Source organism: Streptomyces anulatus (assembly GCF_000721175.1).
Classification (GTDB): Bacteria; Actinomycetota; Actinomycetes; order Streptomycetales; family Streptomycetaceae; genus Streptomyces; species Streptomyces anulatus_C.
On record NZ_JOEZ01000008.1, the window covers coordinates 172,220 to 197,576 of the forward strand.

A 25,357-nucleotide genomic window follows, 5' to 3' on the forward strand; every position below is an offset into this window, starting at 1 on the left:
CCTTACGGCCTGGGCGGGGCCTTCTCCGCGTTCTTGGCGGCCACCACCGCGTCGAACACGTCCCGCTTCGGCAGCCCGGCGGCGGCGGCGACAGCGGCGATGGCCTCCTTGCGCCGCTCCCCCGCCTCCTCGCGCACCCGCACGCGCCGCACGAGCTCCTCGGCGTCCAGTCCCTCGTCGCCGGAGTCGCAGGCGCCTTCCACGACGACGGTGATCTCGCCCCGCACCCCGTCGGCGGCCCACACGGCAAGCTCGCCGAGCGGACCGCGCTTGACCTCCTCGTACGTCTTGGTCAGCTCGCGGCAGACGGCGGCGCGGCGCTCGGCGCCGAAGACCTCGGCCATGGCGGCGAGGGTGTCGTCGAGCCGGTGCGGGGCTTCGAAGAAGACCATCGTGCGCCGCTCGTCCCCGACCTCGCGGAGCTTGGAGAGCCGTTCACCGGCTTTGCGCGGCAGGAACCCCTCGAAGCAGAAGCGGTCGACGGGCAGACCGGACAGGGCAAGGGCGGTCAGTACGGCGCTGGGCCCCGGGACGGCGGTGACGCGGATGTCCCGCTCCACGGCGGCGGCGACGAGCCGGTACCCGGGGTCGGAGACGGACGGCATCCCGGCATCCGTGACGAGGAGCACCCGAGCGCCCCCGGCCAGTGCCTCCACCAGCTCCGGCGTACGGGCGGACTCGTTCCCCTCGAAGTAGGAGACGACACGCCCCGAGGTGTGGATGCCGAGCGCCTGGGTGAGCCGGCGCAACCGCCGGGTGTCCTCGGCGGCGACGACGTCGGCCCGCTCCAGTTCGGCGGCGAGGCGTGGCGGGGCGTCCGCCACGTCACCGATGGGGGTTCCTGCGAGCACGAGCGTTCCAGTCGTTCCAGTCACATCGGCCATCCTCGCAGCACGGGCAGCGCCCTTCGCACAGATGCGTTCCCTACGATGGCGCGGTGACGAGTACCGCACCCGAGACCCAGCGGGGCCAGGACGCCGGGGACCCGCTCGGCGAGCAGCCGACCTCCTGGCAACGGCGGCTGCGCCGCTTCGGCCATGTTCCCCGCCCGGAGCCTTCGCTCCGCGACCGGCTGGACCCGCCGTACACGCGGCCGGGGCGCCAGCTGTGGTCGGTGCTCGCGATCCCTCCGCCCGTGGCCGACCGGCTGGTGCGGTGGTCCGGCTGGGGCGGCCCGCTGCTGGTGACGCTGGTCGCCGGGCTGCTGCGCTTCTGGAAGCTGGACCAGCCGCACGCGGTGATATTCGACGAGACGTATTACGCGAAGGACGCGTGGGCGCTGGTCAACCAGGGGTACGAGGGGTCCTGGCCCAAGGACGTCGACAAGCTGATCCTGAAGGACCCGTCCTCCGTCCCGGTCCCGACCGACCCGGGCTATGTGGTGCACCCGCCGGTGGGCAAGTGGATCATCGGGTTGGGCGAGCAGATGTTCGGCTTCACGCCGTTCGGCTGGCGCTTCATGGTGGCGGTGCTCGGCACGGTCTCGGTACTCCTCCTCTGCCGGATCGGCCGCCGGCTGTTCCGCTCCACGTTCCTGGGCTGTCTGGCGGGCCTGCTGCTCGCGGTGGACGGGCTGCACTTCGTGATGAGCCGGACCGCGCTGCTCGACCTGATCGTCATGTTCTTCGTGCTGGCCGCGTTCGGCTGCCTGGTGGTGGACCGGGACCGCGCCCGGCGCAGGCTCTCCGACGGGCTGCCGGTGGACGAGGAGGGGGTGCTGCGCCCGGACGCCGAGGTCGCGGAGACCCTGCGCCTGGGGTGGCGGCCATGGCGGCTCGCGGCGGGCGTGCTGCTGGGCCTGGCCTTCGCCACGAAGTGGAACGGCCTGTACGTCCTGGCCGCGTTCGGCCTGATGACGGTGTTGTGGGACGTCGGGGCGCGGCGCACGGCGGGCGCGGTGCACCCGTACCAGGCGGTGCTGCGCCGCGATCTGATCCCCGCCTTCGTCTCCACGGTGCCGGTCGCGATTCTCACGTACGTCGTGTCCTGGACCGGCTGGATCGTCACGGACAAGGGCTACTACCGCGACTGGGCGGCCACCGAGGGCAAGGACTCCTCCTGGAGCTGGCTGCCGGACTGGCTGCGCAGCCTGTGGCACTACGAGAACCAGGTGTACGACTTCCACGTCGGCCTGACCTCGGGCCACACGTACGAGTCCAACCCGTGGAGCTGGCTCGTGCTGGGCCGGCCGGTCTCGTACTTCTACGAGGAGCAGGCCGGCTGCAAGGAGTCGGCGACCGGCAAGTGCGCCGCCGAGGTCCTCGCCATCGGCACCCCGCTGCTGTGGTGGCTGGCGTGCCTGGCCCTCGCGTACGTGCTCTGGCGCTGGTTCTTCCGCCGCGACTGGCGGGCCGGCGCGATCGCCTGCGGTGTGGTGGCGGGCTGGCTGCCCTGGTTCTTCTACCAGGAGCGCACGATCTTCCTCTTCTACGCGGTGGTGTTCGTCCCGTTCCTCTGCCTGGCCGTGACGATGATGCTGGGCGCGATCCTGGGCCCGGCGGCGAACGCGGGCACCCGGGCCGAACTGGGCCTCGCCCCCCAGGACCCCACCGGCGAACGCCGCCGGACGCTGGGGGCGATCGCGGTGGGCGTGCTGGTGCTCCTGATCATCTGGAACTTCATCTATTTTTGGCCGCTGTTCACGGGGACCTCGATCCCGGAGGACCTGTGGCGGGCCCGGATGTGGCTGGACACGTGGGTGTAGGCGCCGCGGTGTGACGGGAGCCAGAGGCCGAAATGCGGGCGGGCCATCCCCACAAGCAGGCCGATAATCAGCAGAATAAGTCCAAGGACAATCATTTTCTTTCCCATCGTCAAGTCGGTTCAGACGCGTATGCGCCTGCACTTCACAACGGCCTCAGTGCACCCACCGGAACGTCCCGGCTCCGAATGCCGCCAGGACCTCGTCGCGAAGGTCCTAGTGCCCGGCAATTCGGCACTCACACATTTCATCGAAACCATGTTCGTCGCTGTCGTGCCAGAAAGATCGCGGCCACCCCCGACAGGGTCAGGAACAACAGGGCGGCCCCTCCCGACATCCACGCCAGCAGGGCCGCACCGCCGCCCCCGACATCGGCGTCACGGGCCACCACCCGCGGATCGTCCGCCTGGTACCGGACGGTCATGGCGGCACCGACGGACTGCCTGCCGCCTCCGCTGCCCACCGGGAGATCCGCCACCAGGATGCGCCCGCCGGCCTCGAACTTCACCTCGCACTGGCCCGCCATGCAGGATCCGGCGGTGTGCAAGGTCGCCTGGGCCCGCTCGCCGCCCTGGAGGGAGCGCAGGTGCTCGGCCGCCGGAAACATCACCAGCGCCGACAGTGCGCCCAGCAGCAGGGCGAGGGACAGCGACATCAGCAGGGACGCGCGAGGCCCCAGGCTGTTCGCGCCGTCGCCGGCCGCGCCGCCGTTCGCCGGAAGCTGCGCTCCGGGCGCGCCCCCGTCCGCTTCGCCGTCCATCCGGCTCGCCCCCCTGTCCGTCGTGCCGAGCCGGCGTTACGCCTCCTCGGGTCCGTGCAGGGTAGGCGGGGCGCCGGGGTGATTTCAGGGGGTGATGTCGGCACAGCGGACCGGTCCCGGCTGCCTGGTGTCGGCAGCCACGGCCGGGGGTGTCGATGCCCTCGCGTAGGTTGAGCGCCGTCGCAGTCGAACGGGAGGCACACGGTGAAGGCATACGACCTGGGGTTCGGGGAATCCGCGGACGAGCTGACGGTCCGGCCGGGCAAGACCGTCGGGATCGATCTGCCCGATGCCCGCGTCGCCGGGTGGTGCGGCGGGCGTGCGCCCGGTATCGGGGCGGCCTCGTGGCCCCGGAGTCCTGTCACCGGCCTGCCGATGACCCATGTCATCACCCTCGGACTGCCGGAGGACTACCGGCGCAAGGGCGCGGACCTGGTGGCCATCGCCTTCTTCCACGCCGACGACCATGTCGCCGACGGCGTCGAAGGCGTCGCCGAGCTGCTGGCGGGCATCCCGCCCACCGCGGAGCAGGCCGCCGACCCGTTCCTCGCCGAGGTGGCCGCGACGGCGGCGGCACGCCATCCCCAGCAGCGGGACCTGGAGGACCTGATCGGCGGCGCGCACGCGCTCATCTTGCTCACCGCCGAGGAGTTCGCCGCGCCACGCATCGGCCCCCCGGCCGACATCCGGCCCGCCGGGCTCGGCGACCGGTACCGCCGGGGCCAGAACGCCTGGGACGACAGCGCCCCCGAGATCACGGTGTGGATCGGCGACCGCCCCGGCGACCCGAACACCGGCATCGCCCCGGCGGCGGGCGGCGCGGGCGGCTATGTGGAGGCCTGGTCCTCGGACGACGAAGAACTCTCCGCGTTCTGGTCGTCCGAGGAGGGCGTCTCGCACCTCGGCGGAACGGTGATGCCCTGCCAGAGGCTGCCGGAGGGGCTGACCCCGTACGTGTTCGAGCTGGAGGACGGCGTCGGCGGGCTCAACCTCGGCGGCGGCAACGCGCAGATCGACCTGGAGTCGGGCGTCTTCGACTGGGCGCAGTAGCCGGCGCGACGGGGCGGCCCGCCGCTGTTGAGGGCCGGCGACCGGCGGTGGACCGGGATCACAGCCTGTCGGGTGGTCTTCGACCGGACGGCGGACGCGGTCCGGTGCGCGCGGTTCCCAGGCACCGAGAGGTCCTCGTAGCGGAGCTGCCAGGGCATCAACGCCGGAAGCGTGCGTGCCAGGGCGTGGCCCGCCCGGTCAGAGGTCACCCGACAGGCTCTCAGTCGCCCCCGCAGCCGCCGCCGCAGCTCGATCCGCAACTGGAGCCGCAGCCGACCCCGTTGTGCCGGTTGTCGTCGCGCCGCCCGTTGTTGCCCGGTGGCCGGGGCCGCGGGGGCGGGTTCCTGCGGCGCTCCGCCGCCTCGCGCTGCGCCCTCCGGTAGCGCTCCGCGCCCTCCTCGGCCTCGCGGAGCCGCTCGCGCTGCCGGGCGGCGCCGTCCGCCGGCTCCCAGGGGCCCAGCCCGTGGCGGCGGTCCGGGCGGAGCGGGGCGGTGGTCACGGTCGCGTACATCCGCCCCATCCCCTGGTGGCGGTGGTACTCGGCGCAGGCGTATTCGAGGACGACCTCGTCGCCCTCCGCGAGGGTGCCGTACAGCACCGCTTCGAACGGCTCGTGCTTCGGGTCGATGTCGTGGTGCCCGTTCCCCTCCCCGAACGCCGACCCGCTGCCCAGCAGTCGCGTCATGGCGCGGGTGTCGCGCTTGCGGGGGAGGTACGCGACCAGGGGCCTCGCCGTGCGGGTGCGGGCGTCCGCGCACACCCAGTGGCGCCCGTCCGACCCGGCGCGCACGCCCACGATCAGGGCCGGCTGCTCCTCCTCGTACAGCCGTCGCGCCGCCCGGTAGGCGAACTGGCCCCAGCCGCCGAAGGTCGTACCGGCCACGAGGAGCACCAGGCCGATGCGCTGCTGCCCGACCGCGTCGTACGCGACGCCGCCCGAGGTCAGGTCTGCGACCAGGCCGTCGGTCAGGATGCCCGCGGCGACAAGGCAGAGCGCCAGCCCGAGGTACACCTGCGCGTGGCCGCGGTGGCCGTCCGACTCCGGGACGCGGTCGGGCAGCGGGAAGCGACGCTTTCCGGCCGATGCGAGGGCCAGGGCCCGCTGCCGGCGGCGGGCCCACAGCCGCAGGCAGCCTCCCGTGAACGCCACGGCGCAGGCTGCGAGGACGACGAGGTGGCCGGCTGTCGCAGGGTGGTCGGTGTCGCCGGACCGGGCGAGGGACAGTCCTGCCTCCACGGCGACGTAGAGCGCCGCCGCAGCGGCCGCGACCGGAACGTACCGGTACCAGAACGGAAGGGCGGTCAGCAGGACCACGCCCGGGTACCTCAGCCAGTCCGTCCCGTCCCCGGTCCCGCCGCCCCAGGCTCCGGACGCGGACGAGAGCCCGAACAGGAGGACGTACGCCGCCACCACCAGGGCGGCGAGGATCCAGCCGCCCACGACCGGGGCGAGCACGGCCGGGACTCCCGCCTTCCGCCACCGCTCGGCATCGGCCACGGGCCACGTGGCGACGCCGCCGGACAGGCGGGTGGCGAGACCACTTCCGGTCACGGACCAGGTGACGGATTCGCCGTCGGGCAGGATCTCGGGCGGCAGACGCTTGATGTGATACGCCGTCACCGGTCCACCGCCGCGCACGCCCGTATCCCCATGCCGCCGCCCATGCCGCACGCCCCCCGACGCTCGCTCCCCCGTGCGTTCCCCGCCAGTCTGCCCACGACGGTCCTCCATCACACGGCAGAGAGCGCTTTCCAGCCAAGCATTCCGGTCCGGTAACAACGCCGACACCATCCGCCACAGCCCTTTAGGGTTCCTCACAGTTGCCCCTTGAACATGTTCAAGGGGCTCTCCTGGGGAGGGGACTGCGAGATGAACAGTGGAGCGAAGGTCGCCGTCATCGGCGGAGCGTTCGTCCTGGTGGCCGGTGGGATCGGCTATGGGGCGTACAGCATGCTCGGGGACGCGGGCGGCGGGGGCGGCGGTATGCGGAGCGCGTCCGAGTCGTCGAAGGTGAAGACAGGACCGCCGAGCGCGGAGGAGATAGCCGAGACGTCGAAGAGCTTCTTCGACGCGTGGACGGCCGGGGACGCGACGGCGGCGGCCCTCCTCACGAACAACGAGGCGGGCGCGGAGCCGGTGCTCGCCTCGTACGGCGAGGACGCCAGCATAGGCAAGGTGAAGATCACCCCGGGCCCGGCCGTCGGCACGAAGGTGCCCTACACGGTCAAGGCCACCGTCTCGTACGACGGGAAGTCCAAGCCCTTGTCGTACGCCTCGGAGCTGACGGTCGTACGCGGCCTGACGACGGGCAAGGCGCTGGTCGACTGGGCGCCGACGGTCGTGCACCCGCAGTTGACGGAGGGCGCGACGCTGAGGACCGGCGAGTCCTCGACGCCGACGATCGAGGCCGTCGACCACGACGGGACGGTACTGACCAAGGAGAAGTACCCCTCGCTCGGGCCGATCCTGGACACGCTGCGCGAGAAGTACGGAAAGAGCGCGGGCGGTTCGGCCGGCATCGAGACGTGGATCGAGCCCGCCGACGAGGCTCAGCCGGACATCACCTTGGTGACCCTCGCCAAGGGCAGGCCCGGCAAGGTGCAGACGACGCTGGACGCGGGAGCGCAGGCGGCGGCGGAGCAGACGGTGAAGAAGTACGCGCAGGCCTCCGTGGTCGCGGTGAAGCCGTCCACCGGGGCGATCCGCGCGGTGGCCAACAACCCGGCGACGGGGTTCAACGCGGCGCTGCAGGGAAAGCAGGCGCCCGGCTCCACGCTGAAGATCATGACGGCGGCGATGCTGCTGGAGAAGGGGCTCGTCACGGCGAACAAGGCGGTGGAGTGCCCCGAGGAAGCGATATGGCAAGGCCGCAGGTTCCACAACCTGAAGAATTTCTCGCTGCCGGACGGCTCCACCTTCACCCAGAGCTTCGCCCGTTCCTGCAACACCGCCTTCATCAAGCTGATCGACGACACGAAGGACGACGCCGCCCTGCCCAAGATCGCCCGGGACGTCTTCGGGATCGGCCTGGACTGGCAGACCGGTGTGGTCACCACGGACGGCAGCGTGCCGGAGGAGGTGGGCGGCGAGGCGGCCGCCCAGTACATCGGCCAGGGCACCGTCCAGATGAACGTCCTCAACATGGCGTCCATCACCGCCACCGCCCGCACCGGCACCTTCCGGCAGCCGGTCATCGTCCCGCAGTCCCTGGACAACCGGGAGTTGGCGACGGCTTCGCGCTCGTTGCCCACGTCGGTCACGCAGCAGCTGAACACGATGATGCGCGCCACGGCGGCCTGGGGCACCGGTGCGAAGGCCATGGCCTCGGTCGGCGGCGACAAGGGAGCGAAGACGGGCTCGGCGGAGGTCGACGGGCAGGAGACCTCCAACAGCTGGTTCACCGGCTTCAGCGACGACCTCGCGGCCGCGGCGGTCGTCCAGACCGGAGGCCACGGCGGCGACGCGGCGGGCCCGGTCGTGGCGGAGGTGCTGAAGGCGGGCCGCTGAGGCCCCGGGGTCCGACGTGACGGGCGGCGGGCCTACCCCGCCGCCCAGTCCCCCCGCCCCGCCAGGTCCAGCACCAGCGCGGCGATGTTCCACGCGTCGTCGTCGCCCCGGTGGTGGCGGCCCTCCAGCGGGAGGCCGGCCACCTCCAGCGCCTGCGCCATGCCGGGCCGGCGGCGCAGCCCGTAGGAATCGGTGAAGGCGACCTTGGCGTTCGTATGCCGCCGCCCGAACGGGTACTCCACGCCCGTCGCCCGGCACTGGCGGGTGAACTGGCCGCGGTCGTAGTCGCCCCAACTGGCCCACGGCAGAAGGCCCGTACGGTGCTCGGCGGCCAGCTTCCGGCAGGCCTCGGCGAAGGACAGGCCGCCGTCCACCTCCGTCTGCGTCAGCCCGGTCAGCTCCGTGCAGAAGGGGCTGACCGTCGAGCGCGCGGGCCGGACCAGCAACCGGTGCTTGGCCAGCCGCTCGCCCGCGCGCAGGTCGACGACGGTGAGACCGATCTCGATGATCTCGCTCACCTGGCCGGCCGGCGGCCGCCCTTCCCAGCAGGTCGCCTCGACGTCGACCACGTTCAGCACATGCTCGCTCTGCTCCCCCATGTCCATGAGGGCGAGCGTAGAAGGACCCCCGCCCCCGGTCATCCGGGTTTCGCGGCCCCGCTCCCGGAGTGCGCGGCGGCGGACCCGGGCGACTCAGCACGCGGTACGCCCGGTTCGGGCAGGGTGCGGAAGAACAGCCAGCTCAGCACCGGCATCAGCACGAGCGGTGCCAGGGCGGTCCGCAGGGACGTGGCGTCGGCGAGGCTGCCGATGGCGGGGCTCGCCAGGCCGCCGATGCTGACGGTCAGGCCGAGGGTGATCCCGCTGGCGGTGCCGACCCGGGAGGGCAGGTAGTCCTGGCCGAGTGTGACCTGCAACGAGAAGGGCACGAACAGGCCGGCCGAGGTCAGTGCCACGAACAGGTAGATCGCCGGGCCGGGCACCCACACCACACCCGCTACGGCCGCGGCCGTGATCAGGTACGACCAGCGCGAGATCGCCACCCGGTCCCACCGGGCCGCCAGGGACCCGCCGAGCACCGAGCCGACCGTGCTGCCGAGGTAGAGCACGGTCAGGGCCGCGGTGCCCGTGGCCGTGCCGCCGCCCAGACGCTGGCGGACGTACAGCGAGATGAAGGTGCTCAGGCCGATGAAGGCGATCGACCGGAAGACCACGGCCAGGGACAGCTTCACGAAGGAGGGGACGTCGTCGCTCCCGGCCGCCGGCGGCGTACGGGGTCCGGCGGCCTGCCGCCGCTGCAGGACACGCACCACGGGCAGGCACAGCGCGGCGCCGGCGAGGGCCGGCAGCACGAGCAGGGGCGTCCAGCGCAGTCCTCCCGTGGCCACCACGGCGGCGACCATGAGCGGGGCCAGGGCGAAGCCGATCGTGCCGCCCATGGAGAACCAGCCCATGGCCCGGTGGCTGCCCCGGCCGGCGATGCGGGCGACGCGGGCGGATTCGGGGTGGTAGGCGGCGACCCCGATCCCCGACAGCGCGACGAACGCCAGGGTGAGCGGGTAGGAGCCGCTCAGGCCGCTCAGCGCGATGCCGGCACCGCCGAGGAGCGTGCTGACCGGCAGCAGCCACGGCATGGCCCAGCGGTCGGTGAGGGCGCCGAACACCGGCTGCGCCACGGAGGACAGCAGCGAGGCGGCCAGCACGATGCCCGAGGCGACCGCGAGGGAGTAGGAACGCTCGGCGATGAAGAACGGCACCAGGGCCGCCACGGAGCCTTGGTAGATGTCGACACAGGCATGGCCCACGGACAGCAGAACGATCGGCGTGTTCCTTCGCATCACGCCATGCTCCGGCCCGGAAGCCCTGTCGCGCTTTCGATAAACTGCCAGGTGATGACGAACATCCGCCACGCTGCCGTCCGCCACGATCCCGTGGCCCCGACCCGCACGCGGCGGCTGGCTCCCGGCGGCTCGATCGACGCCCACCGGCACGACGACCACCAGATCGTCTACGCCGGGCGCGGGGTACTGACCGTCACGACCGGCGAGGGATCCTGGGTGGCCCCGGGCACCCGCGCGATCTGGGTCCCCGCCGGCGTCGTGCACGCGCACCGGGCCTACGGCGAACTCGATCTGCACCTGGTCGGGCTGCCCGTCACCGAGAATCCGCTCGGCCTCGACGCACCGACCGTGCTCACCGTCAGCCCCCTGCTGCGCGAGCTGCTCATCGCCTACACCCGCGCCGATGGCGACGACCGCCCCGAACGGGCCCGCCTTCGCGCGGTGCTCCTCGACCAGCTGCGGGCCTCCGCGCAGCAGCCGCTGCACCTGCCCACCCCCACCGCACCCCTGCTGCGCGCCCTGTGCGGCATCCTGCAGGCCGACCCGGGCGACGGCCGTACGCTCGCCGAACTCGGCCGCCAGGTCGGGGCGAGCGACCGCACCCTGTCCCGGCTGTTCCGCAGTGACCTCGGCATGACGTTCCCGCAGTGGCGCACCCAGCTCCGCCTCCACCACGCCCTGATCCTCCTGACCGAGCGGACGCCGGTGACCGCCGTGGCGCATCGGTGCGGCTGGTCGTCCACCAGCGCCTTCATCGAGGTCTTCCGCCGCACCTTCGGCCACACCCCGGGCTCCCACCCGACGGGTTGAGAGCCCGCACACGTCCGGCCGGGGGCTCGCGCCCATCACAGCCCTGCCCGCACACGACGTGATGCCCCCCGCCCCTGCGGACTGGCAGGGGCGGGGGGCATCAGCGGGGGGTCATGCTCAGACGTTCGCCTTCTCCGGCTCTCCGCCCTTGTCCCCGTCGGCTCCTTCGGTTCCGTCGGCTCCGCCGGTTCCACCGAGCTTCCGGACCCGGACGTATTCGAGGAAGGTGTTGAGCTCGCGCTTGACGACGGGCGCGAGGAGGTAGAGGCCGATGATGTTGATGACGGCGAGAGTGAAGAGCACCGCGTCGGCCAGGTCGATGAGGGTCTGCAGGGTGAGCAGCGACCCGGCGACCGCGAACAGGGTGTAGAGGACCTTGTAGACGGTCTCGCTGGTGCGGCTGCGGCCGAAGAGGTACGTCCAGGACTTGAGGCCGTAGTAGCCCCAGGTGAGGACCGTGGAGAACGCGAAGAGAATCACCGCGACGGTCAGGACGTACGGGAACCAGGGCAGCACGGTCTCGAACGCGTCCGAGGTGATCGTCACGCCGCCGATGGACTCACCGTCGCGGGCCTCGCCCCAGCTGGCGGGGTTGGCGATGACGATGGTCAGCGCGGTCATGGTGCAGACGACGACCGTGTCGATGAACGGCTCCAGCAGGGCGACCAGGCCCTCGCTCGCCGGGTGCTTGGTCTTGACCGCGGAGTGCGCGATCGGCGCGGAGCCGAGACCGGCCTCGTTGGAGAAAGCGGCCCGCTTGAACCCGATGATCAGTGCACCGAGCACACCGCCCGCGACACCCTCGGGGTTGAACGCGCCCTCGATGATCGTGCCGATCGCGGCGGGCACCGCGGTGACGTTGACCAGGATGACCACGAGACACGCGACGATGTAGAGGCCGGCCATCGCGGGGATGAGCCTGCTGGTGACCGAGGCGATGGAGCGGATGCCGCCGAGCAGCACGATGCCGACGAGCGCGGCCACGAGGATGCCGAAGAAGAGCGCCCCGGCGGAGGAGCCCATCGCACCGTCCTCGCCGCCGGTGACGGAGACGAGCTGCGCGTAGGACTGGTTGACCTGGAAGAGGTTGCCGCCGAAGAGCCCGAAGAACAGGATCATGATCGAGGCGAGGACGGCGAGTACCTTGCCGAGGCTCTTGCCGTTCTTGCCGAAGCGTTCGGCCAGGCCCTTGGGCAGGTAGTGCATCGGCCCGCCGGAGACGGTGCCGTCGGCGTGGACCTCGCGGTACTTCACGCCGAGGGTGACCTCGACGAACTTGGTGGCCATGCCGAGGAGACCACAGAGGATCATCCAGAACGTGGCTCCGGCGCCGCCGATGGAGACGGCGACGGCCACACCGGCGATGTTGCCGAGTCCGACCGTGCCGGAGACGGCGGCGGTCAGCGCCTGGAAGTGGTTGACCTCGCCCGCCGAGTCCTTGTCGTCGTACTTGCCGCGCACCACGTCGAGGGCGAGACGGAACTTGCGCACCTGGACGAATCCGAACCAGCCGGTGAAGACGAGGCCGGCCACCACGAGCCAGGTGACGATGAGCGGCACCTCCGCCCCGGCGATTTTGACGGAGTAGAAGACGATCCCGCCCAGCCATTCGGCTATGGGCTCGAAGAATCCGCTGACGGATTCGTCGATGTTCTCGGTGATGGAGTCGAGTGTCACGTTGGCTACCTCGATGACGCGGGAACGGCGGACTTGGGGGTGCCCTCGCCGGTCGGTGTGCGATGGGGGGATGAGCGAACGACGCTGTCCGGACGGCGATCCGGCGCGCCGCACGGGCGGGCTACGACGGTGATCGCTCTGACGTGCTGCCGGTTGAACCCCGGCACTCCGCTGCGACGGTGGTTCCGCCCGCGAAGTTGGGCATTTGTACCACGCCGTTTACCGATCCCTTAGTGGCGTGGGTCACATTCCGGAATATTGCGGGTGAAGATGCTGGGCAGGTGACGTCATCGTTATGCGGAACCCCGGATACGTTTATCGGACACCTATTTGAGGGACGGAGCGGCCTCGAACGGCCCATGGCGACGTCGGTCTCCGGGTGCACGCCCCGGCGAGGCGCATCAGCCCACCAGCCCCGCGCGGAACTCCTCCACCGCGGCGGAGACCTCGACCGGCATGAGGGCGTCGGCGATGAGGGGAACGCTCCTCCCGTCGTCTACGTCTTGTGCGCGGGCCAGCCGAGAATCCGGGCCCCGATGACAGCGGTCTGCAGGGCGTAGCGGTGCCGGGGGTCGGCGGGGTCGGACCCGGTGAGCTGGTGGATGCGTTCGAGGCGGTACGTGAGTGCACGGACGCTCAAGGAGAGGTGCCGGGCGGCCTGGGTGGTGACGCAGCCGGCGTCGAAGTACGCCGCGAGGGTCTCCAGATGCGGTTCCGGGCCACCGCGGGCCTTGAGAAGCGGCCCCAGGGTGGTCCGGACGAGGTCCGCCATGGCCTGCCGGTCCCGTGTCAGCACCGGGTAGACGAGAAGGTCCGCGGCGTAGAGCACCGGGTCATCCAGATCGAGACGGCCCGCCAGGTCCAGGGCCCGGAGTGCTTCCTCGTACGAGTGGACGACGCCACCGGCACCGGGGTGCGGCCGTCCGATCGCAGCCCGTCCGCCGTCGGTCGCGGCGTGGGCCTGCTTGGCGAAGTACGTGAGGACCCGGCGCTGGTCCCCGGGGGCGATGCAGATCAGCCGGCCGTCCTTGGTGGTGAGGAGGATGCTGCGCTCCCCGAAGCGACCGGTCACGGCCCGCTCCACGAGACGGGGCACGGAGTCTCCCTCCGCGTACGGGGTGGGGCCCTCGGCGACGGCGACGGCATGCGCGTGGGAGAACCGCAGTCCGAGCCGCTCGGCGCGTTCGGCCAGGATCCCCGGTTCGCCGCTCCCGTACAGAAGATCGTCGATGAACTCCCGGCGGGCGGCCTCCTGCTGCCGGACGGCGAGTTGCTCGGCACGTTCGTAGCCCTCGCAGAGCGCTTGGACGGCCAGTTGTACGGCGGCGAGCACGGGGTCGGACCCCGCGGGCCCGGTGGGCCAGGCAGCCCGGGTCCGGGACAGGTGGTTCACGACCAGGGCCCGCAGAGTGGTGCCGTTGACCGCGGCCCCTTCCCCGAAGGACCGGAGCTCTTCCAACTCGGCCTCGGCGAGCCCCTCTCCCGTTGCCGCGACCGCGTCCAGCAGAGCTTCGAATCCGGGATACGTCGGTGCACCGGTCGACGGGGAACTACCGGGCTCACTCGGCGCGGGTGCGGCAGCCTGCCGCCCACCCTCGGGCGGCCTCACCGGCGACCGCGGGACCGGGGTCTTCCGGACGGCGGTGGGCTTGGGCGTTTGGCTCGCTGGCGCAGGCTTTCGTCCACGACGGACTACCTTCCGAAGTCTCGGCAAGCAGAGGGGCGGCTGCCCCTCCGACGCCGACCAGACTTCCCGGCACACCAGCGCGCATAGCGACGCGTTGCCCGCATCATAGTGGCGGGCGGGAGATCAGCGCCCTGCGGCGTACGCGACGAAGCCCGCCCACGCGCCGGGGGTGACGGCGAGGCGAGGCCCTTGGACGCACTTGGAGTCGCGTACGTGGACGGCGTCCGTGGCGGTCGCGACCTCGACGCACTCGTTGCTGTTGCTGCTGTCGCTGTAACTGCTCCTGACCCACGCCGGCGTGGAAGCGTCCCCGGCAGAGGTATCGCTGATCATGTCTCTCCCAGTACTTGCTCGATGAAGGCCCGCGACTCCCTCGGGTTGAGAGCCTGCGCCCGCAGGATGCCACACCGCAGCTCGATGATCCGGAGGTGCTTCGGGTCTGAGACCGGTCGGCTGCCGAAGTCACCCTCCGAGCGTCCCACCGCCGAGCCGTCCTTGAACTTCAGCACCTGCATCTCACCGCCCATTCCGGCATGCTCGTCGCGGCTGGTCGGCATCACCTGAACTTCAACATGCCGCAATTCGCCTACTTCAAGAAGCCGTTCGAGCTGCCGACGCCACACCATTCTGCCTCCGAGGTGGCGCCGTAGCGTCACCTCTTCCTGGACAAAACTGAGCTCCGGTGCGGGCGAGCGGCCGAAGACGGACTGCCGGGCCACGCGAGCGGCCACCAGCCTCTCCACCTCGTCCTGCGAGAACGCGGGCCTCCGCATCCCGAACAACGCCCGCGCGTACTCCTCGGTCTGCAAGAGGCCATGGATGTTGTGGCTGCCGTAGGCCGAGAGTTCCACCGCTGCGGCCTCAAGCTTTGCCAGCTCACGGATCTTCTTCGGGTACCGCACCTCTGCCAGGTCGGACTTCATCGCCGCGAGCTTGCCGCCCGCCCCCAGTGCCACGTCCACGCCGTCCATGAACTCCGGGCGCAGGATGCGCCGCCCGCCCTCGACCTTGTAGACGAGGTCCTCGCCGTACCCCATCGCAGCCCCGAGCTCACAGGCCCGCATTCCCGCCGCCTCGCGCCATGCCTTGATCTGACGGCCCACGGCGGCCACCACGGCCACCCCGGACTCGTCCTCCGGATCGACCTCCCAGCCGGGCTCGTCCACCCCGCCGTCCCCGAGCTCCGTGCCGTCGCCAACCACGCTCATGCGAGCCCTCGCTTCCGAAGCAACTGCCGTTCTTCCATCAACCGCGCCCCTTCCCCGCGCGTCACCGGGGACGGCCAGGACAACGCCGGACAAGCCCAGGACAGTGACCGTACGCAAGGGCTTCGTCACTGTTCACGGTAGGCAGGCGCGACCACGCTGGGTGACATGAACCAAGAAATCGCCCGCACCCAACACGCGCCCGCCGAACGGGCGTTCACCGTGCTGCTCTCGCCCACCCGCCGAGGGGCCAGGCTCGCCCGACTGCTGACCGCAGCCCATCTCGGGGCATGGGGGCTGCCCTCGGAATCGGCGGCGCACATCGTCGCCGAGCTGGCGGCGAACGCGACGGTGCACGGGCGCGTGAAGGGCCGGGACTTCCAACTCAGCCTGACCGTCGGCGGCGGCACGCTGCGGATCGAGGTGACCGACACGCGCGGCGACAGCGTTCCGCCGGGCCCGGGGGCCGTCAAGCCGCCCGAGGACGACGCGGATGCGGGGCGCGGCCTGCTCATCGTCGAGGCGCTGGCGGACCACTGGGGCATCGCCCCGGGGCCCGTTCCCCGCAAGACCGTATGGGCGGAGATCGACCTCGTACGGTGACGACTCCCGCCGGGTCGTGCGCAGGCGCGACCCGGTGCGCCACCGGGACTCCCGCGACACGCGCTTCACCGGATCGCTCCCGGCCGCGACCCGGTGAAGCGCGACATCAACTACTCAAAGAAACAAGAGAAACAACCCAACCCGACCCACCCCCGGCAACCACCTGACGCACCCCAGGGGCGCCTTCGGGCGCCGTCACCCACACGGGTGAGGTTTGCCAACTCGGCTCGCTTTTCGACCGGTTGCCCGGCATATGCTCACGCCAACAGCACACCGGACATACGTCGGCCCCCGACCGGGACTGCAATCCCAACCGAGGGCCTGACCACCAAGGAAGAGACAGCTTCCCGATGGATACCCAGCAGAATACTGCGCTCACCCGCGCCCTGGCAGAGATTCCCGGGCCTCTCCCGGCCCGAGGCGTGATCCACATCGAGATCCCGCACACCGCCCGCTTCACCGTGGTCGGCAACCACCTCGCCCAGCACCCCGACCTCAGCTGCACCGCCGTCGGCATCGCCGTACGCATCCAGTCCCTGCCCCCGGGAACCAAGGTCGGCGTCAAGGCACTCGCCGCCCACTGCCGGGAAGGCGAGAAGCGCATCGCCACCGCCCTGCGCGAACTGGAAACCCACGGCTACCTGCAACGGGCCCGCTTCCGTCAGCCCAACGGCCGGATCATCACCCGCACAGTCTTCTGCAACCAGCCGGCCGCACTGCTACGCCCCCTCCCGGCGGCCGCGCACCAACCCGCCGCACCGCCCGAGGTGCCCGCACCGGCCCCGGCCCCCGCGCCGGAGACGCCCGCAGCCCTGACGGGACCGCCCCCGGCCCCCGCGCCGCCGATGCCCGCAGCACCCCCGGCACCCCCGGCCCCACCCGTCGTACCGCTACCGCTCGTGCCGCCCCCGACCGCACCCAAGCCGCCGCGCAAGCCCCTCCCCCGGCCCAGCGAACTCACGCCTGAACTCGACCGTGCGGCCACCGCGTTCCTCAGCGACCTGCCCCGCCACGCACCCCAGTTCGTCCTCGCCGAGGACGCCGTCCGACGTCTGGTTCCCGGAGTCGCCGCCTGGCTGGAGCGCGCGGCCCACCCCGACGCCATCCGCCACGCCCTCACCGACGACCTGCCCGTCCCCCTCAAGCACCCCGCCAACTTCCTCAGACACCGACTCGTCGAACTGCTCCCGCCCCCACCCCCAGGCATCCACGACCTCGCCGCACTCGACGCGCTCGCCCGCCCCCGCGTCGCCGTCACGCCCTTCCAGACCTGCGACGACTGCGACCGGGCCTTCCGCTCCCCCACCCCCGGACACTGCCGCGACTGCCGCGAAGACCGCGCGTACCGGGGAGACCGAACCGCAGACGTGCGGACCGCCGCCTGAGGAACTCGCTCCGCGGCCCCGTGGCCCCGCAGCTCACGCACCCAGGGAGTTGAGTGCTCCGTTGTCACTGAACGGCCGCATGGTCAGCCTGTCGGACCCCTTCTTGGATCCGGCCATCTTGATGAACGTCTTGACGGTGATCTTGAATTCCGCGTTGCCGCGGTTGGGGTCCTTGTAGGTGACGTGCCCGGTGGACTTGTCGTAGTTGGTCAGAAGGACCGCGTGGACGGTGCTGTCCAGCGATTCCCCCTCCCTTCCGGTCCAGTCGAACGTCTTCCTGTACTCGCCCTTCAAGATCTCCTGCCTGGCCGCCCGCATCTCCTCCCTCTCCTCGTCGGTGGGCCTCATGACGGCACGCACGCTGAGGAACATGGGGAACTTCTCCTGGTTCTCCAGGGACATCCTGACGTCGTCGACGTCGTCGGTGAAGTCGACCCAGGACACGCCCATCTTCAGGAACTCCGCGACTTCGTCGCCTTCTCCGCCGACATGCCGGGTCAGGATCCCCGCCCGGGCGTGGGCCTTCTCGAAGTTCTCCACGATGTCCCGGAGGTCAGCGTTTCCGTCCTGGTCGAACTCCAGGATCTGCACCCATGCCGTGCCCATCTGGATCTGACGGCCGAAGTCCCTGAGCTGGGTTTCCGAGATGCTGTCTCCGGAGAGGCCCCGCAGGAGGCCCAGCAGCGTTTCCAGGCGCTCCACCATCATGGTCATCGACGTCTTGCGGCGGCTCTGCTCCCGGCCGGCGGACTTGTCATCGGCCACCCTGGCCGCGAGGGCCGGGCCCGTCGGGTGGGTTCCCATGGCCAGGCGCAGGTACTTGGTGTCGATGCCGTAGGCCTGGGCGATGGCCTCGAGGACGAAGAGCCAGCACGAAGGCCCTTGCTGGGGGAACAGCCGGTTCGGCTTGGCCTCCGCCACCCGCTGGACGGCGTGGCCCACGTCGTGGGCGTACGGCCCGGGAGCTTCCGTCGCCTGTCGCTGAACAGCCGCCTCCCGTACCGCGGGGGCACGCATCACCCGCGTCGCGTTCGCTTCCGCCGCGCGTTCGAACCGGTCGGACGGATCGGAGACCTTCAGCCCGTCACCGGTGTCCGTGCCCGCGACCTGCCCCTGCCGTTGCTGGATGACGTGGGTGAGTTCGTGGGCGAGGGTGTGCTTGTCCGCGCCGCCGTCGCCGATGACGACATGGCTTCCGGAGGTGTAGGCGCGGGCGCCGACCTCGGCGGCGGAGGCCTTGGCGGCGGCGTCGTCGTGGATACGGACGTCGGAGAAGTCGGCGCCGAGCCGGGACTCCATGTCGGTGCGGGTGGCGCTGTCCAGCGGCCGGCCGGCGCCGCGCAGCACGTCGTGGACGGTGGAACGCTGCACGGGGGCCTGGTCTGCCCGGCCGTGACCGCAGCCGTCGCCGTGCTGGTGCTGGTCCTTGAGGCGCGAGTGGCCGGAGCTCCGGAGCATCTGGACGACGGCCGCGTTCCCGATCGTGCTCTGGAGGGCGAGAGGGCCGTCGAGTGATGGTCCGCCCGCCTCGACGGGCTTGCGGGCCCGCGCCTGAGCCTGGCTGTTCTTCGCACCGGCCTCTCGGGCACCGTCCTGGCTGTACATGGAGACCTCTTCACTGCTGAGGGAATGGCTCTTCCTTCATACGCGGGGGCACCGCCCGGTTCCAGGTCCCCAAGGGCACAGTTGACTGGCCCGGGGATCACCTGCCGGTCGGCCCTCCGCCCCGTCCCACCCCGCCAGGCAGCCGAAGCCGCGCCGAAGACCGTCCCCATGGCCCGTCCCCCACAGATGGCCGTCCCCCACAGGCGGAGAGCGCGGACGAGGCCCGCGGTGAGGCCTCACTCAGCCTCCGCCGCCACCATCCGTCACGGCTGCTCCATCGCCTGCCGGAAGCCCGTGTTCACCGCGAGGATCCCGCCGTCCACCCGCAGCGTCGTCCCGGTGATCCAGGCCGCGTCGGTGGAGGCGAGGAAGGCGACGGCGGACGCGATGTCCTCGGGGGTGCCGACGCGGCCGAGCGGGTAGAGGGCGGCGGCCCGGGCCAGTTCGGCGTCGCGGCCAGCCCAGGCGTCGGTGCGGATCGTGCCGGGGGCGACCAGGTTGACGCGTACACCGCGCGGTCCCGCGTGGCCCGCGAGCGTACGGGTCAGGCTGGCCAGGCCCGCCTTCGCCGCGCTGTACGCGTGGCCGCCGAAGGACTGTTCGCCGTTGACCGAGCCGATGGTGACGATCGCGCCCCGGCCCGAGGCGGCCAGGTGCGGCAGGGCGGCGCGGGCGCAGCGGAACGGGCCGGAGAGGGTGATGTCCAGGTCGCGTTCCCAGACCTCGTCCGTCTCGTCCTCGAAGAGCGGCTCGTCCTCGCCCGCCGCGTAGGCGTTGTTGACCAGGACGTCGAGCCGGCCGAAGGCGGCGACCGCGTGGGCGACGGCCGCCTCGACCGCCGCCCGGTCGGCCACGTCGCAGGCCAGGGACTCGGCGGTGCCGCCCGCCTCGCGTATCGCCGCCGCGGTCTCGGACGCGCGCTTCGCGTCCAGGTCGGTGACGAGGACGAAGGCCCCTTCCGCCGCCAGGCGGCGGGCCGTTGCCGCGCCGATGCCCTGGCCGGCGGCGGTGATCAGGACGCTGTAGCCGGCAAAGCGGGCCGGTGTCCGGGCTGGTGTCATAGCGCCGACCGTACTGCCCTGACCAGGGCTTGGGCACGGGGGTCGGCGGTGACTCCCTTCTGAAGGCCGTTGGTCACGTAGCCCAGCGCGATGCCCGACTCCGGGTCCGCGAAGCCGAGGGATCCGCCGCGTCCGGGGTGGCCGAACGAGCCGGGGCCGAGGAGCGGTGCGGCCGGGCCGTGCAGCATGTAGCCCAGGCCGAAGCGGGTGTTGACGACCAGGACCCGGTCCGGCCCCGCCGACTCCTCCGTGCGGGCCAGGGTGAGCGTGGCGGGGGCGAACAGGCGGCGGTGGCCGTCGACGGGGCCGATCATCGCGGCGTAGCAGCGGGCCAGGCCCCGGGCGGTCGCGATGCCGCCCGACGCGGGGAGTTGGGCCGCGCGGTAGGCGGGGTCGTTCTCGTCGGGGAACGGGTCGATCGCGCCGAACGCCCTGCGGGTCAGCGAGTCCGGGTCGCGGTAGGCCTCGACGACGGAGCGTTTGGGGCGTACGCGCAGGGCGCCCGACGCTGCGGCGGACGCCGGGGGTTCCACGGGTCCGATGCGGCCGATGCGGTGGGCCTCGTCGGCGGGGAGCCCGAACCAGAAGTCGAGGCCGAGCGGGCGGGCGATCTCCTCGGCGATCCAGCGGCCGATGGTGCGGCCGGTGGCACGGCGGACCAGTTCGCCGATCAGCCAGCTGTAGGTCTGGGCGTGGTAGCCGTGGTCGGTGCCGGGCTCCCACTGCGGGCGCTGGGCGGCGACGGCGGCGGGCCCGGTGACCCCGTCGGCGGCCTCGGCGGGGGTGAGGGCGGTGTCCAGGGCGGGGACGCCGGCCCGGTGGGCGAGGAGGTCGCGGACGAGGACGCGTTCCTTGCCGTTCTGCTTGAACTCCGGCCAGTAGGTGGAGACGGGGGCGTCCAGGTCGACCTGCCCGCGCTGGTGGAGGAGGAGCGGGACGGCGGCGGCGATGCCCTTGCCGGCCGAGCGGACGATCTGGACGGTGTCGACGGCCCACGGTTCGGTGCCGTCGACGTCTCGCGTACCGGCCCACAGGTCGACGACCTTGCGTCCGTGGCGGTAGACGGCGACGGCCGCGCCGCGTTCCCCGCGCTGCTCGAAGTTTCGGACGAACGCGTCCGCGACCGCTTCGAATCCGGGCGCCACCGTGCCCCGTACGTCCACGTCCACAGCCGCGTTCACGGCCACGGCCGACTCCCCGCCCGCTCCCGCATCCGGTTCCGCTTCCGCCCCCGCCGTGCTCACTCCCGCGCTCCCGCTCATCCCCCCATGGTGCACGTCCCGGCGGGGTGTTGGGGGAGCGGGTCGCCGTGACCACCGCACGGTCACGATCTGTTTACGGCGCTGGAACGGTGACGAACGCGGATCGAAGCCGAACGGCGACTCCAGCCGGTGCGAGCGCATCGGCTTCTCGTCGCATGAGGAGGTCTCAGGGCCGCGCAACCCGGCGGAGGCCGGCCCGGGGGCGACGTCCTCGCGGACGGTGGGCACTCGTCCAGCTCGCGGCGCGCGCCGCGCAGACCGACGGCTACGGCGCCGCAGCGCCGGCGGCGCCGCAGAGACGACCACGGAGACAGGTGCATCGATGAAACCACCGGGTACACGCAGGGGGAGGCTCCGCCTTCTGCGGGTCCGCGCGGTCTCCGCGCCCGTGCGGACGCGACCCTGCGGGCGGGGTCCCGAACCCATCAATAGCAGTGCCCTCCCGCGGACCACGCGCAAGGGCAGAGGCTCGGCCCCCGTGTCCCGCGAGCCCAGGCCCGCCCCTGGGGCTCACCCGCCGCCACGCGGGACCCCCCGGGGGGTCACCCACCGTGACGGTGGGCGGGCGCTCACCGCGCCACTTCCGCGAAATGTGGGACATTAGAGGGCAAAGCTACACATATAGGAGGAGCCGGCCTATGTCCCCCGTCGTTGAAGTGCACGCGCGCGCCCGGCTCATCACCGATGGCCCTCTGACCCGTCCCGTCCCCGTCGACCTGCGCTACGACCCGGCCGACGAGCGGCGGACCGTCCACATCAGGCTGCCCGACGGCACCGACTGGGCGTTCGGCCGCGACCTCCTGGAGCGCGGTCTGCGCACCCCGATCGAGCGCGGCGCCGTCCGCGTCTGGCCGTGCGGCCGTACGCAGCTGATCGTGGAGCTGCACTCGACGGACGGGGTCGAGGTGTTCCAGTTCGAGATCCGGACGCTGATCCGCTTCCTCGCCCGGACCCACGCGCAGACACCGGCCACGTCACCGGACGCCGACCGGGAGCCACAGCCGCCGGCCCGCACCACCGCCCGCCCGGAGCGGGGTGCCCAGCCAGCACGTGGCTGAGAGAACGCACCCGGAGAACACCAAGCACGCAGAGAACGAGGAAGGCCCCCGTGCTGTTGTTCGCACGAGGGCCTTCACTGCGCCCCGGCCCCCGTCCCCACAGGTGACCGGCGCTTCCGGGGCCGCGCTCCGCTCAGACGCGGACCCGGAGCTGGGAGGACACCGTCAGGAAGGAAGGACGGGTCAGACGCGGACGAGCCGGCGCTCACCTTCGCCGCCGCCGTCGCCGGGCCCCTGCTCGGAGCCGGGCTCGACGGTCAGCTGCTTCTGCAGCTTCTCGCCCTCCACGTCCACGTCGGGCAGCGCCCGGTCCAGCCAGCGCGGCAGCCACCAGGCCTTCTTGCCGAGCAGGGCGAGGACCGCGGGCACGATCGCCATCCGGACCACGAAGGCATCGAAGAGAACCGCGACCGCCAGCGAGAATCCGATCATCTTGACCATCTGCTCGCTGGAGCCGATGAAGCCGGAGAAGACCGCCATCATGATCACCGCCGCGGCCGTGACCACCCGTGCACCGTGCTGGAAGCCGGTCACGATGGCCTGGCCCGGGCTCTCACCGTGGACGTACGCCTCGCGCATCCGGGTGACGAGGAAGACCTCGTAGTCCATCGCGAGTCCGAAGACCACGCCGACCATGAAGATCGGCATCATGCTCATGATCGGACCGGTCTGCTCGACGCCGAAGAGCGAGCCGAGCCAGCCCCACTGGAAGACCGCGACGACCGCACCGAGGGCCGCGACCACCGACAGCAGGAAGCCCAGGGCCGCCTTCAGCGGGACCAGGATCGAGCGGAAGACCAGCATCAGCAGCAGGAACGCGAGGCCGACGACGAGCGCCAGGTAGGGCAGCAGCGCGTCGTTCATCTTCTGCGAGAAGTCGATGTTCATCGCGGTGGCGCCGGTGACCAGCACCTCGGCACCGGTGTCGGACTTGATGTCCGCACCCGCGTCGCGGATGGAGTGGACGACGTTCTCCGTGGCGGCCGAGGAGGGCCGGTCCTTCGGGATGACCACGATCGTCGCGGTGTCGCCGGCCTTGTTGAACTCGGCCGGGACGACGGCGGCGACGCCGATGGCCTCGATCTCCTCGGAGACCCGCGCGGCGGCGGCCTTGCCGTCGGAGCTGTTCTTCGTGTCGACGACGACCATCAGCGGACCGTTGAACCCGGGGCCGAAGCCGTCCGAGAGCATGTCGTACGCCTGACGCTGCGTGGTCGACTTCGGCTGGGCGCCGTCGTCGGGCAGACCCATCTCCAGCGAGGCGGCCGGTACGGCGATGACGCCGAGGCCGAGGACACCGACGAGCATGACCCAGACCGGCTTGCGCAGCACGAACCGCGCCCAGCGGGTGCCCATGTTCGGCTTGGGCTCAGGGCTCTTCTCCGCCTCGGCGGCCTTGCGCGCCTTGCGGCCCATGACCCGCTTGCCCGCGAAGCCCAGCAGGGCCGGGACGAGGGTCAGGGCTATGACGACGGCGATGGCGACCGTACCGGCGGCGGCGAAGCCCATCTTCGTCAGCATGGGGATGTTGACGACGGCGAGGCCGACCAGGGCGATGACAACGGTCAGGCCCGCGAAGACGACCGCGGATCCGGCCGTGCCGACGGCCCGTCCGGCGGCCTCCTCGCGCTCCCGGCCCTCGGCCAGCTCGGCGCGGTAGCGGGAGACGATGAACAGGGCGTAGTCGATGCCGACCGCGAGGCCGATCATCATGGCGAGGGTCGAGGTGGTCGAGCCGAGATCCAGGACGTTGGCCAGCGCGGTGATCGACGAGACCCCGATGCCGACCCCGATGAGGGCGGTCAGCAGCGGCAGCCCGGCGGCTATCAGCGAGCCGAAGGTGATGACCAGGACGACGGCGGCGATGGCGACACCGATGATCTCGGCGGCCCCGGTGTGCGGCATGACCTGGAGGGCGTCACCGCCGATCTCCACCTTCATGCCGCTGTTCCGCGCGTCCTTGCCCGCGTCCTTCAGGGCGTCCGTGGTCTTGTCGGTCAGCTCCATGGAGTTGACCTTGTAGGAGACCGAGATGTACGCCGTCGAACCGTTCTGGCTCACGGCCTGCCGCTCGAACGGATCGGCGACCTCGGCGATCTGGTCCGAGCCGGACCGCAGCTCCTTGACGATGCCGGTGATCTCGCGCTTGTTCGCGGGGTCGGTCACCTTCTCGTCCCCGGGCGCCTTGAAGACGACGCGGGCGGTGGCACCGTCGGCGCTGGAGCCGGGATTGCGCTGTTCCAGCAGGTCGAAGGCTCGCTGCGCCTCCGTACCGGGGATCGAGAAGGAGCTGGAGGTGGCGGTGGACGCGGTGGCCGCACCTATTCCGGCTGCCGCCAGCAACGCCACCCAGATCAGGGCGACGAAGCGGCGGCGGCGGAAGGTGAGCCGTCCGAGCTTGTAGAGGAAAGTGGCCACGGGGGCGTACTCCCGGTCAGGTCGTATGAGTGGAACTGGGCGTGAGGAACCAGCCCGACGACGAGAGCGGCGTGTCAGGTGGGCGTCGGGGAGAGGGCCGTACGGGTGGGACGGGGACGTCAGACACCGAGGGCGGGGAGAACCACGGAGTCCACGTAGTCGACGAGGAACGCCTGGTCGAGCGGGCGGTCCTCGATCAGGTGCCGGGCGGCCAGCGCGCCGACCAGCATGTGCGGGATGTACTTCAGCGCCGGGTTGTCCGCGCGCAGCTCACCCCGGTCCACCGCCCGTTGCAGCAGCTGGTCGAGACCGGTCATCTCCGGTTCGATCAGCAGCTCGCGCAAGGCCTGGAGCAGCTCGGGGTACTCATGGACGGCATGGCTCAGAGCCCGCATCAGCGCGGCGTCCTTCTCCATCTGGCAGTCGTCGGTCCGGCTCAGCGCGGCATGGAAGTCCCCGCGCAGCGAACCGGTGTCGATGTCCGAGAGGCTCCCCGGCTTGTTGTGCCGCAGCGCCTTCGCGACCAGCTCGGGCTTCGAGCCCCACTGCCGGTAGAGGGTGGCCTTGCTCGACCGGGTGCGGGCGGCGATGGCGTCCATGGTCAGGGCGTCGTAGCCGACCTCGCGGAGCAGGTCGAGGACGGCCTCGTACAGCTCGCCCTCACGCTCGGGGGTCAGCCTGGTGCGTGCCACGTGCCGGCCCCCTTCGCTTCCGCCTCCGCTTTCCG

Annotated in this window: 21 protein-coding genes; 7 read left to right on the forward strand and 14 right to left on the reverse strand. The window is 71.5% G+C overall.

Going from position 1 to position 25,357, the window contains the following annotated elements; genetic code table 11:
* Positions 1–2 precede the first annotated feature (2 nt).
* The gene (gene rsmI / locus IG90_RS0111805) at positions 3–884 is read right to left on the reverse strand and encodes a 16S rRNA (cytidine(1402)-2'-O)-methyltransferase (protein WP_206434015.1); all 882 of its coding nucleotides are present in this window, start codon (positions 882–884) and stop codon (positions 3–5) included.
* Positions 885–937: 53 nt separating this feature from the next.
* On the opposite strand from rsmI, the gene IG90_RS0111810 reads away from it, so the two are divergent.
* Entirely contained in the window at positions 938–2,704 is a 1,767-nt protein-coding gene (locus IG90_RS0111810) for a dolichyl-phosphate-mannose--protein mannosyltransferase (RefSeq protein WP_030581730.1), read from the forward strand.
* A gap of 244 nt (positions 2,705–2,948) precedes the next feature.
* Here the strand turns inward: IG90_RS0111810 and IG90_RS0111815 are convergent, their stop codons facing one another.
* Positions 2,949–3,461, reverse strand: coding sequence for a hypothetical protein (locus IG90_RS0111815; RefSeq protein WP_030581733.1), 513 nt, complete (start codon positions 3,459–3,461; stop codon positions 2,949–2,951).
* 204 nt (positions 3,462–3,665) lie between these two features.
* On the opposite strand from IG90_RS0111815, the gene IG90_RS0111820 reads away from it, so the two are divergent.
* Positions 3,666–4,511, forward strand: coding sequence for a hypothetical protein (locus IG90_RS0111820; RefSeq protein WP_030581736.1), 846 nt, complete (start codon positions 3,666–3,668; stop codon positions 4,509–4,511).
* A gap of 220 nt (positions 4,512–4,731) precedes the next feature.
* Here the strand turns inward: IG90_RS0111820 and IG90_RS0111825 are convergent, their stop codons facing one another.
* Positions 4,732–6,132 carry a hypothetical protein gene (locus IG90_RS0111825; protein WP_030581738.1) on the reverse strand — a complete coding sequence of 467 codons (1,401 nt, stop codon included), beginning with the start codon at positions 6,130–6,132 and terminating at the stop codon, positions 4,732–4,734.
* Positions 6,133–6,381: 249 nt separating this feature from the next.
* Here IG90_RS0111825 and IG90_RS0111830 point away from each other — a divergent pair, with 249 nt between their 5' ends.
* Entirely contained in the window at positions 6,382–8,019 is a 1,638-nt protein-coding gene (locus IG90_RS0111830) for a penicillin-binding transpeptidase domain-containing protein (RefSeq protein WP_030581741.1), read from the forward strand.
* Positions 8,020–8,051: 32 nt separating this feature from the next.
* On the opposite strand, the gene IG90_RS0111835 is transcribed toward IG90_RS0111830, so the two are convergent.
* Both IG90_RS0111835 and IG90_RS0111840 read right to left on the reverse strand, forming a co-directional pair.
* Complete coding sequence (locus tag IG90_RS0111835; protein ID WP_030581744.1) at positions 8,052–8,624, reverse strand: 3'-5' exonuclease; 573 nt, start codon at positions 8,622–8,624, stop codon at positions 8,052–8,054.
* 32 nt (positions 8,625–8,656) lie between these two features.
* Entirely contained in the window at positions 8,657–9,856 is a 1,200-nt protein-coding gene (locus IG90_RS0111840) for an MFS transporter (RefSeq protein ID WP_030581747.1), read from the reverse strand.
* A 54-nt stretch (positions 9,857–9,910) separates the two neighbouring features.
* Here IG90_RS0111840 and IG90_RS0111845 point away from each other — a divergent pair, with 54 nt between their 5' ends.
* On the forward strand, positions 9,911–10,669 hold the full coding sequence (locus IG90_RS0111845) for an AraC family transcriptional regulator (RefSeq protein WP_051860285.1): 759 nt from the start codon (positions 9,911–9,913) through the stop codon (positions 10,667–10,669).
* A 117-nt stretch (positions 10,670–10,786) separates the two neighbouring features.
* On the opposite strand, the gene IG90_RS0111850 is transcribed toward IG90_RS0111845, so the two are convergent.
* The 4 genes from IG90_RS0111850 to IG90_RS0111865 form a co-directional block, all read right to left on the reverse strand.
* The gene (locus IG90_RS0111850; protein ID WP_030581750.1) at positions 10,787–12,346 is read right to left on the reverse strand and encodes an alanine/glycine:cation symporter family protein; all 1,560 of its coding nucleotides are present in this window, start codon (positions 12,344–12,346) and stop codon (positions 10,787–10,789) included.
* Positions 12,347–12,842: 496 nt separating this feature from the next.
* Positions 12,843–13,853, reverse strand: a complete 1,011-nt coding sequence (locus IG90_RS0111855) for a PucR family transcriptional regulator (RefSeq protein ID WP_051860287.1) — start codon at positions 13,851–13,853, stop codon at positions 12,843–12,845.
* Between the two features lie 303 nt (positions 13,854–14,156).
* A complete protein-coding gene (locus IG90_RS0111860) occupies positions 14,157–14,366 on the reverse strand; it encodes a DUF397 domain-containing protein (protein WP_030581760.1) in 210 nt (69 codons plus the stop codon).
* Positions 14,363–15,241: a helix-turn-helix domain-containing protein gene (locus IG90_RS0111865; RefSeq protein WP_030581762.1), complete on the reverse strand. Its 879-nt coding sequence runs from the start codon at positions 15,239–15,241 to the stop codon at positions 14,363–14,365. The genes IG90_RS0111860 and IG90_RS0111865 overlap by 4 nt, the downstream gene beginning before the upstream one ends.
* Positions 15,242–15,406: 165 nt before the next feature.
* Between IG90_RS0111865 and IG90_RS0111870 the strand changes: the two genes are divergently transcribed.
* Both IG90_RS0111870 and IG90_RS0111875 read left to right on the forward strand, forming a co-directional pair.
* A complete protein-coding gene (locus IG90_RS0111870) occupies positions 15,407–15,841 on the forward strand; it encodes an ATP-binding protein (RefSeq protein WP_030581764.1) in 435 nt (144 codons plus the stop codon).
* Positions 15,842–16,191: 350 nt separating this feature from the next.
* A complete protein-coding gene (locus IG90_RS0111875; protein ID WP_030581766.1) occupies positions 16,192–17,226 on the forward strand; it encodes a hypothetical protein in 1,035 nt (344 codons plus the stop codon).
* A gap of 33 nt (positions 17,227–17,259) precedes the next feature.
* Here the strand turns inward: IG90_RS0111875 and IG90_RS41110 are convergent, their stop codons facing one another.
* From IG90_RS41110 to IG90_RS0111890, 3 genes are all read right to left on the reverse strand, one after another.
* A complete protein-coding gene (locus IG90_RS41110) occupies positions 17,260–18,831 on the reverse strand; it encodes an eCIS core domain-containing protein (RefSeq protein ID WP_063739504.1) in 1,572 nt (523 codons plus the stop codon).
* A 263-nt stretch (positions 18,832–19,094) separates the two neighbouring features.
* Positions 19,095–19,892, reverse strand: a complete 798-nt coding sequence (locus tag IG90_RS0111885; RefSeq protein ID WP_030581772.1) for an SDR family NAD(P)-dependent oxidoreductase — start codon at positions 19,890–19,892, stop codon at positions 19,095–19,097.
* Entirely contained in the window at positions 19,889–21,055 is a 1,167-nt protein-coding gene (locus IG90_RS0111890) for a serine hydrolase domain-containing protein (protein ID WP_030581775.1), read from the reverse strand. The genes IG90_RS0111885 and IG90_RS0111890 overlap by 4 nt, the downstream gene beginning before the upstream one ends.
* 737 nt (positions 21,056–21,792) lie before the next feature.
* On the opposite strand from IG90_RS0111890, the gene IG90_RS0111895 reads away from it, so the two are divergent.
* Positions 21,793–22,212: an SsgA family sporulation/cell division regulator gene (locus tag IG90_RS0111895; RefSeq protein WP_030581778.1), complete on the forward strand. Its 420-nt coding sequence runs from the start codon at positions 21,793–21,795 to the stop codon at positions 22,210–22,212.
* A gap of 183 nt (positions 22,213–22,395) precedes the next feature.
* Here IG90_RS0111895 and IG90_RS0111900 read toward each other — a convergent pair whose 3' ends face one another.
* Both IG90_RS0111900 and IG90_RS0111905 read right to left on the reverse strand, forming a co-directional pair.
* Positions 22,396–24,630, reverse strand: coding sequence for an MMPL family transporter (locus IG90_RS0111900; protein ID WP_030581781.1), 2,235 nt, complete (start codon positions 24,628–24,630; stop codon positions 22,396–22,398).
* Positions 24,631–24,749: 119 nt separating this feature from the next.
* On the reverse strand, positions 24,750–25,322 hold the full coding sequence (locus tag IG90_RS0111905) for a TetR/AcrR family transcriptional regulator (RefSeq protein ID WP_030581784.1): 573 nt from the start codon (positions 25,320–25,322) through the stop codon (positions 24,750–24,752).
* Positions 25,323–25,357: the final 35 nt, after the last annotated feature.

Bases quoted from the DNA above. Each gene is read 5' to 3' on its own strand.
- IG90_RS0111840 (WP_030581747.1), bottom strand. From the start codon at position 9,856: ATGCGAAGGAACACGCCGATCGTTCTGCTGTCCGTGGGCCATGCCTGT.
- IG90_RS0111870 (WP_030581764.1), top strand. From the start codon at position 15,407: ATGAACCAAGAAATCGCCCGCACCCAACACGCGCCCGCCGAACGGGCG.
- IG90_RS0111895 (WP_030581778.1), top strand. From the start codon at position 21,793: ATGTCCCCCGTCGTTGAAGTGCACGCGCGCGCCCGGCTCATCACCGAT.
- IG90_RS0111885 (WP_030581772.1), bottom strand. From the start codon at position 19,892: ATGACACCAGCCCGGACACCGGCCCGCTTTGCCGGCTACAGCGTCCTG.
- IG90_RS41110 (WP_063739504.1), bottom strand. From the start codon at position 18,831: ATGTACAGCCAGGACGGTGCCCGAGAGGCCGGTGCGAAGAACAGCCAG.
- IG90_RS0111835 (WP_030581744.1), bottom strand. From the start codon at position 8,624: ATGGACATGGGGGAGCAGAGCGAGCATGTGCTGAACGTGGTCGACGTC.
- IG90_RS0111875 (WP_030581766.1), top strand. From the start codon at position 16,192: ATGGATACCCAGCAGAATACTGCGCTCACCCGCGCCCTGGCAGAGATT.
- rsmI (WP_206434015.1), bottom strand. From the start codon at position 884: ATGGCCGATGTGACTGGAACGACTGGAACGCTCGTGCTCGCAGGAACC.
- IG90_RS0111865 (WP_030581762.1), bottom strand. From the start codon at position 15,241: ATGAGCGTGGTTGGCGACGGCACGGAGCTCGGGGACGGCGGGGTGGAC.
- IG90_RS0111815 (WP_030581733.1), bottom strand. From the start codon at position 3,461: ATGGACGGCGAAGCGGACGGGGGCGCGCCCGGAGCGCAGCTTCCGGCG.
- IG90_RS0111830 (WP_030581741.1), top strand. From the start codon at position 6,382: ATGAACAGTGGAGCGAAGGTCGCCGTCATCGGCGGAGCGTTCGTCCTG.
- IG90_RS0111860 (WP_030581760.1), bottom strand. From the start codon at position 14,366: ATGATCAGCGATACCTCTGCCGGGGACGCTTCCACGCCGGCGTGGGTC.
- IG90_RS0111845 (WP_051860285.1), top strand. From the start codon at position 9,911: ATGACGAACATCCGCCACGCTGCCGTCCGCCACGATCCCGTGGCCCCG.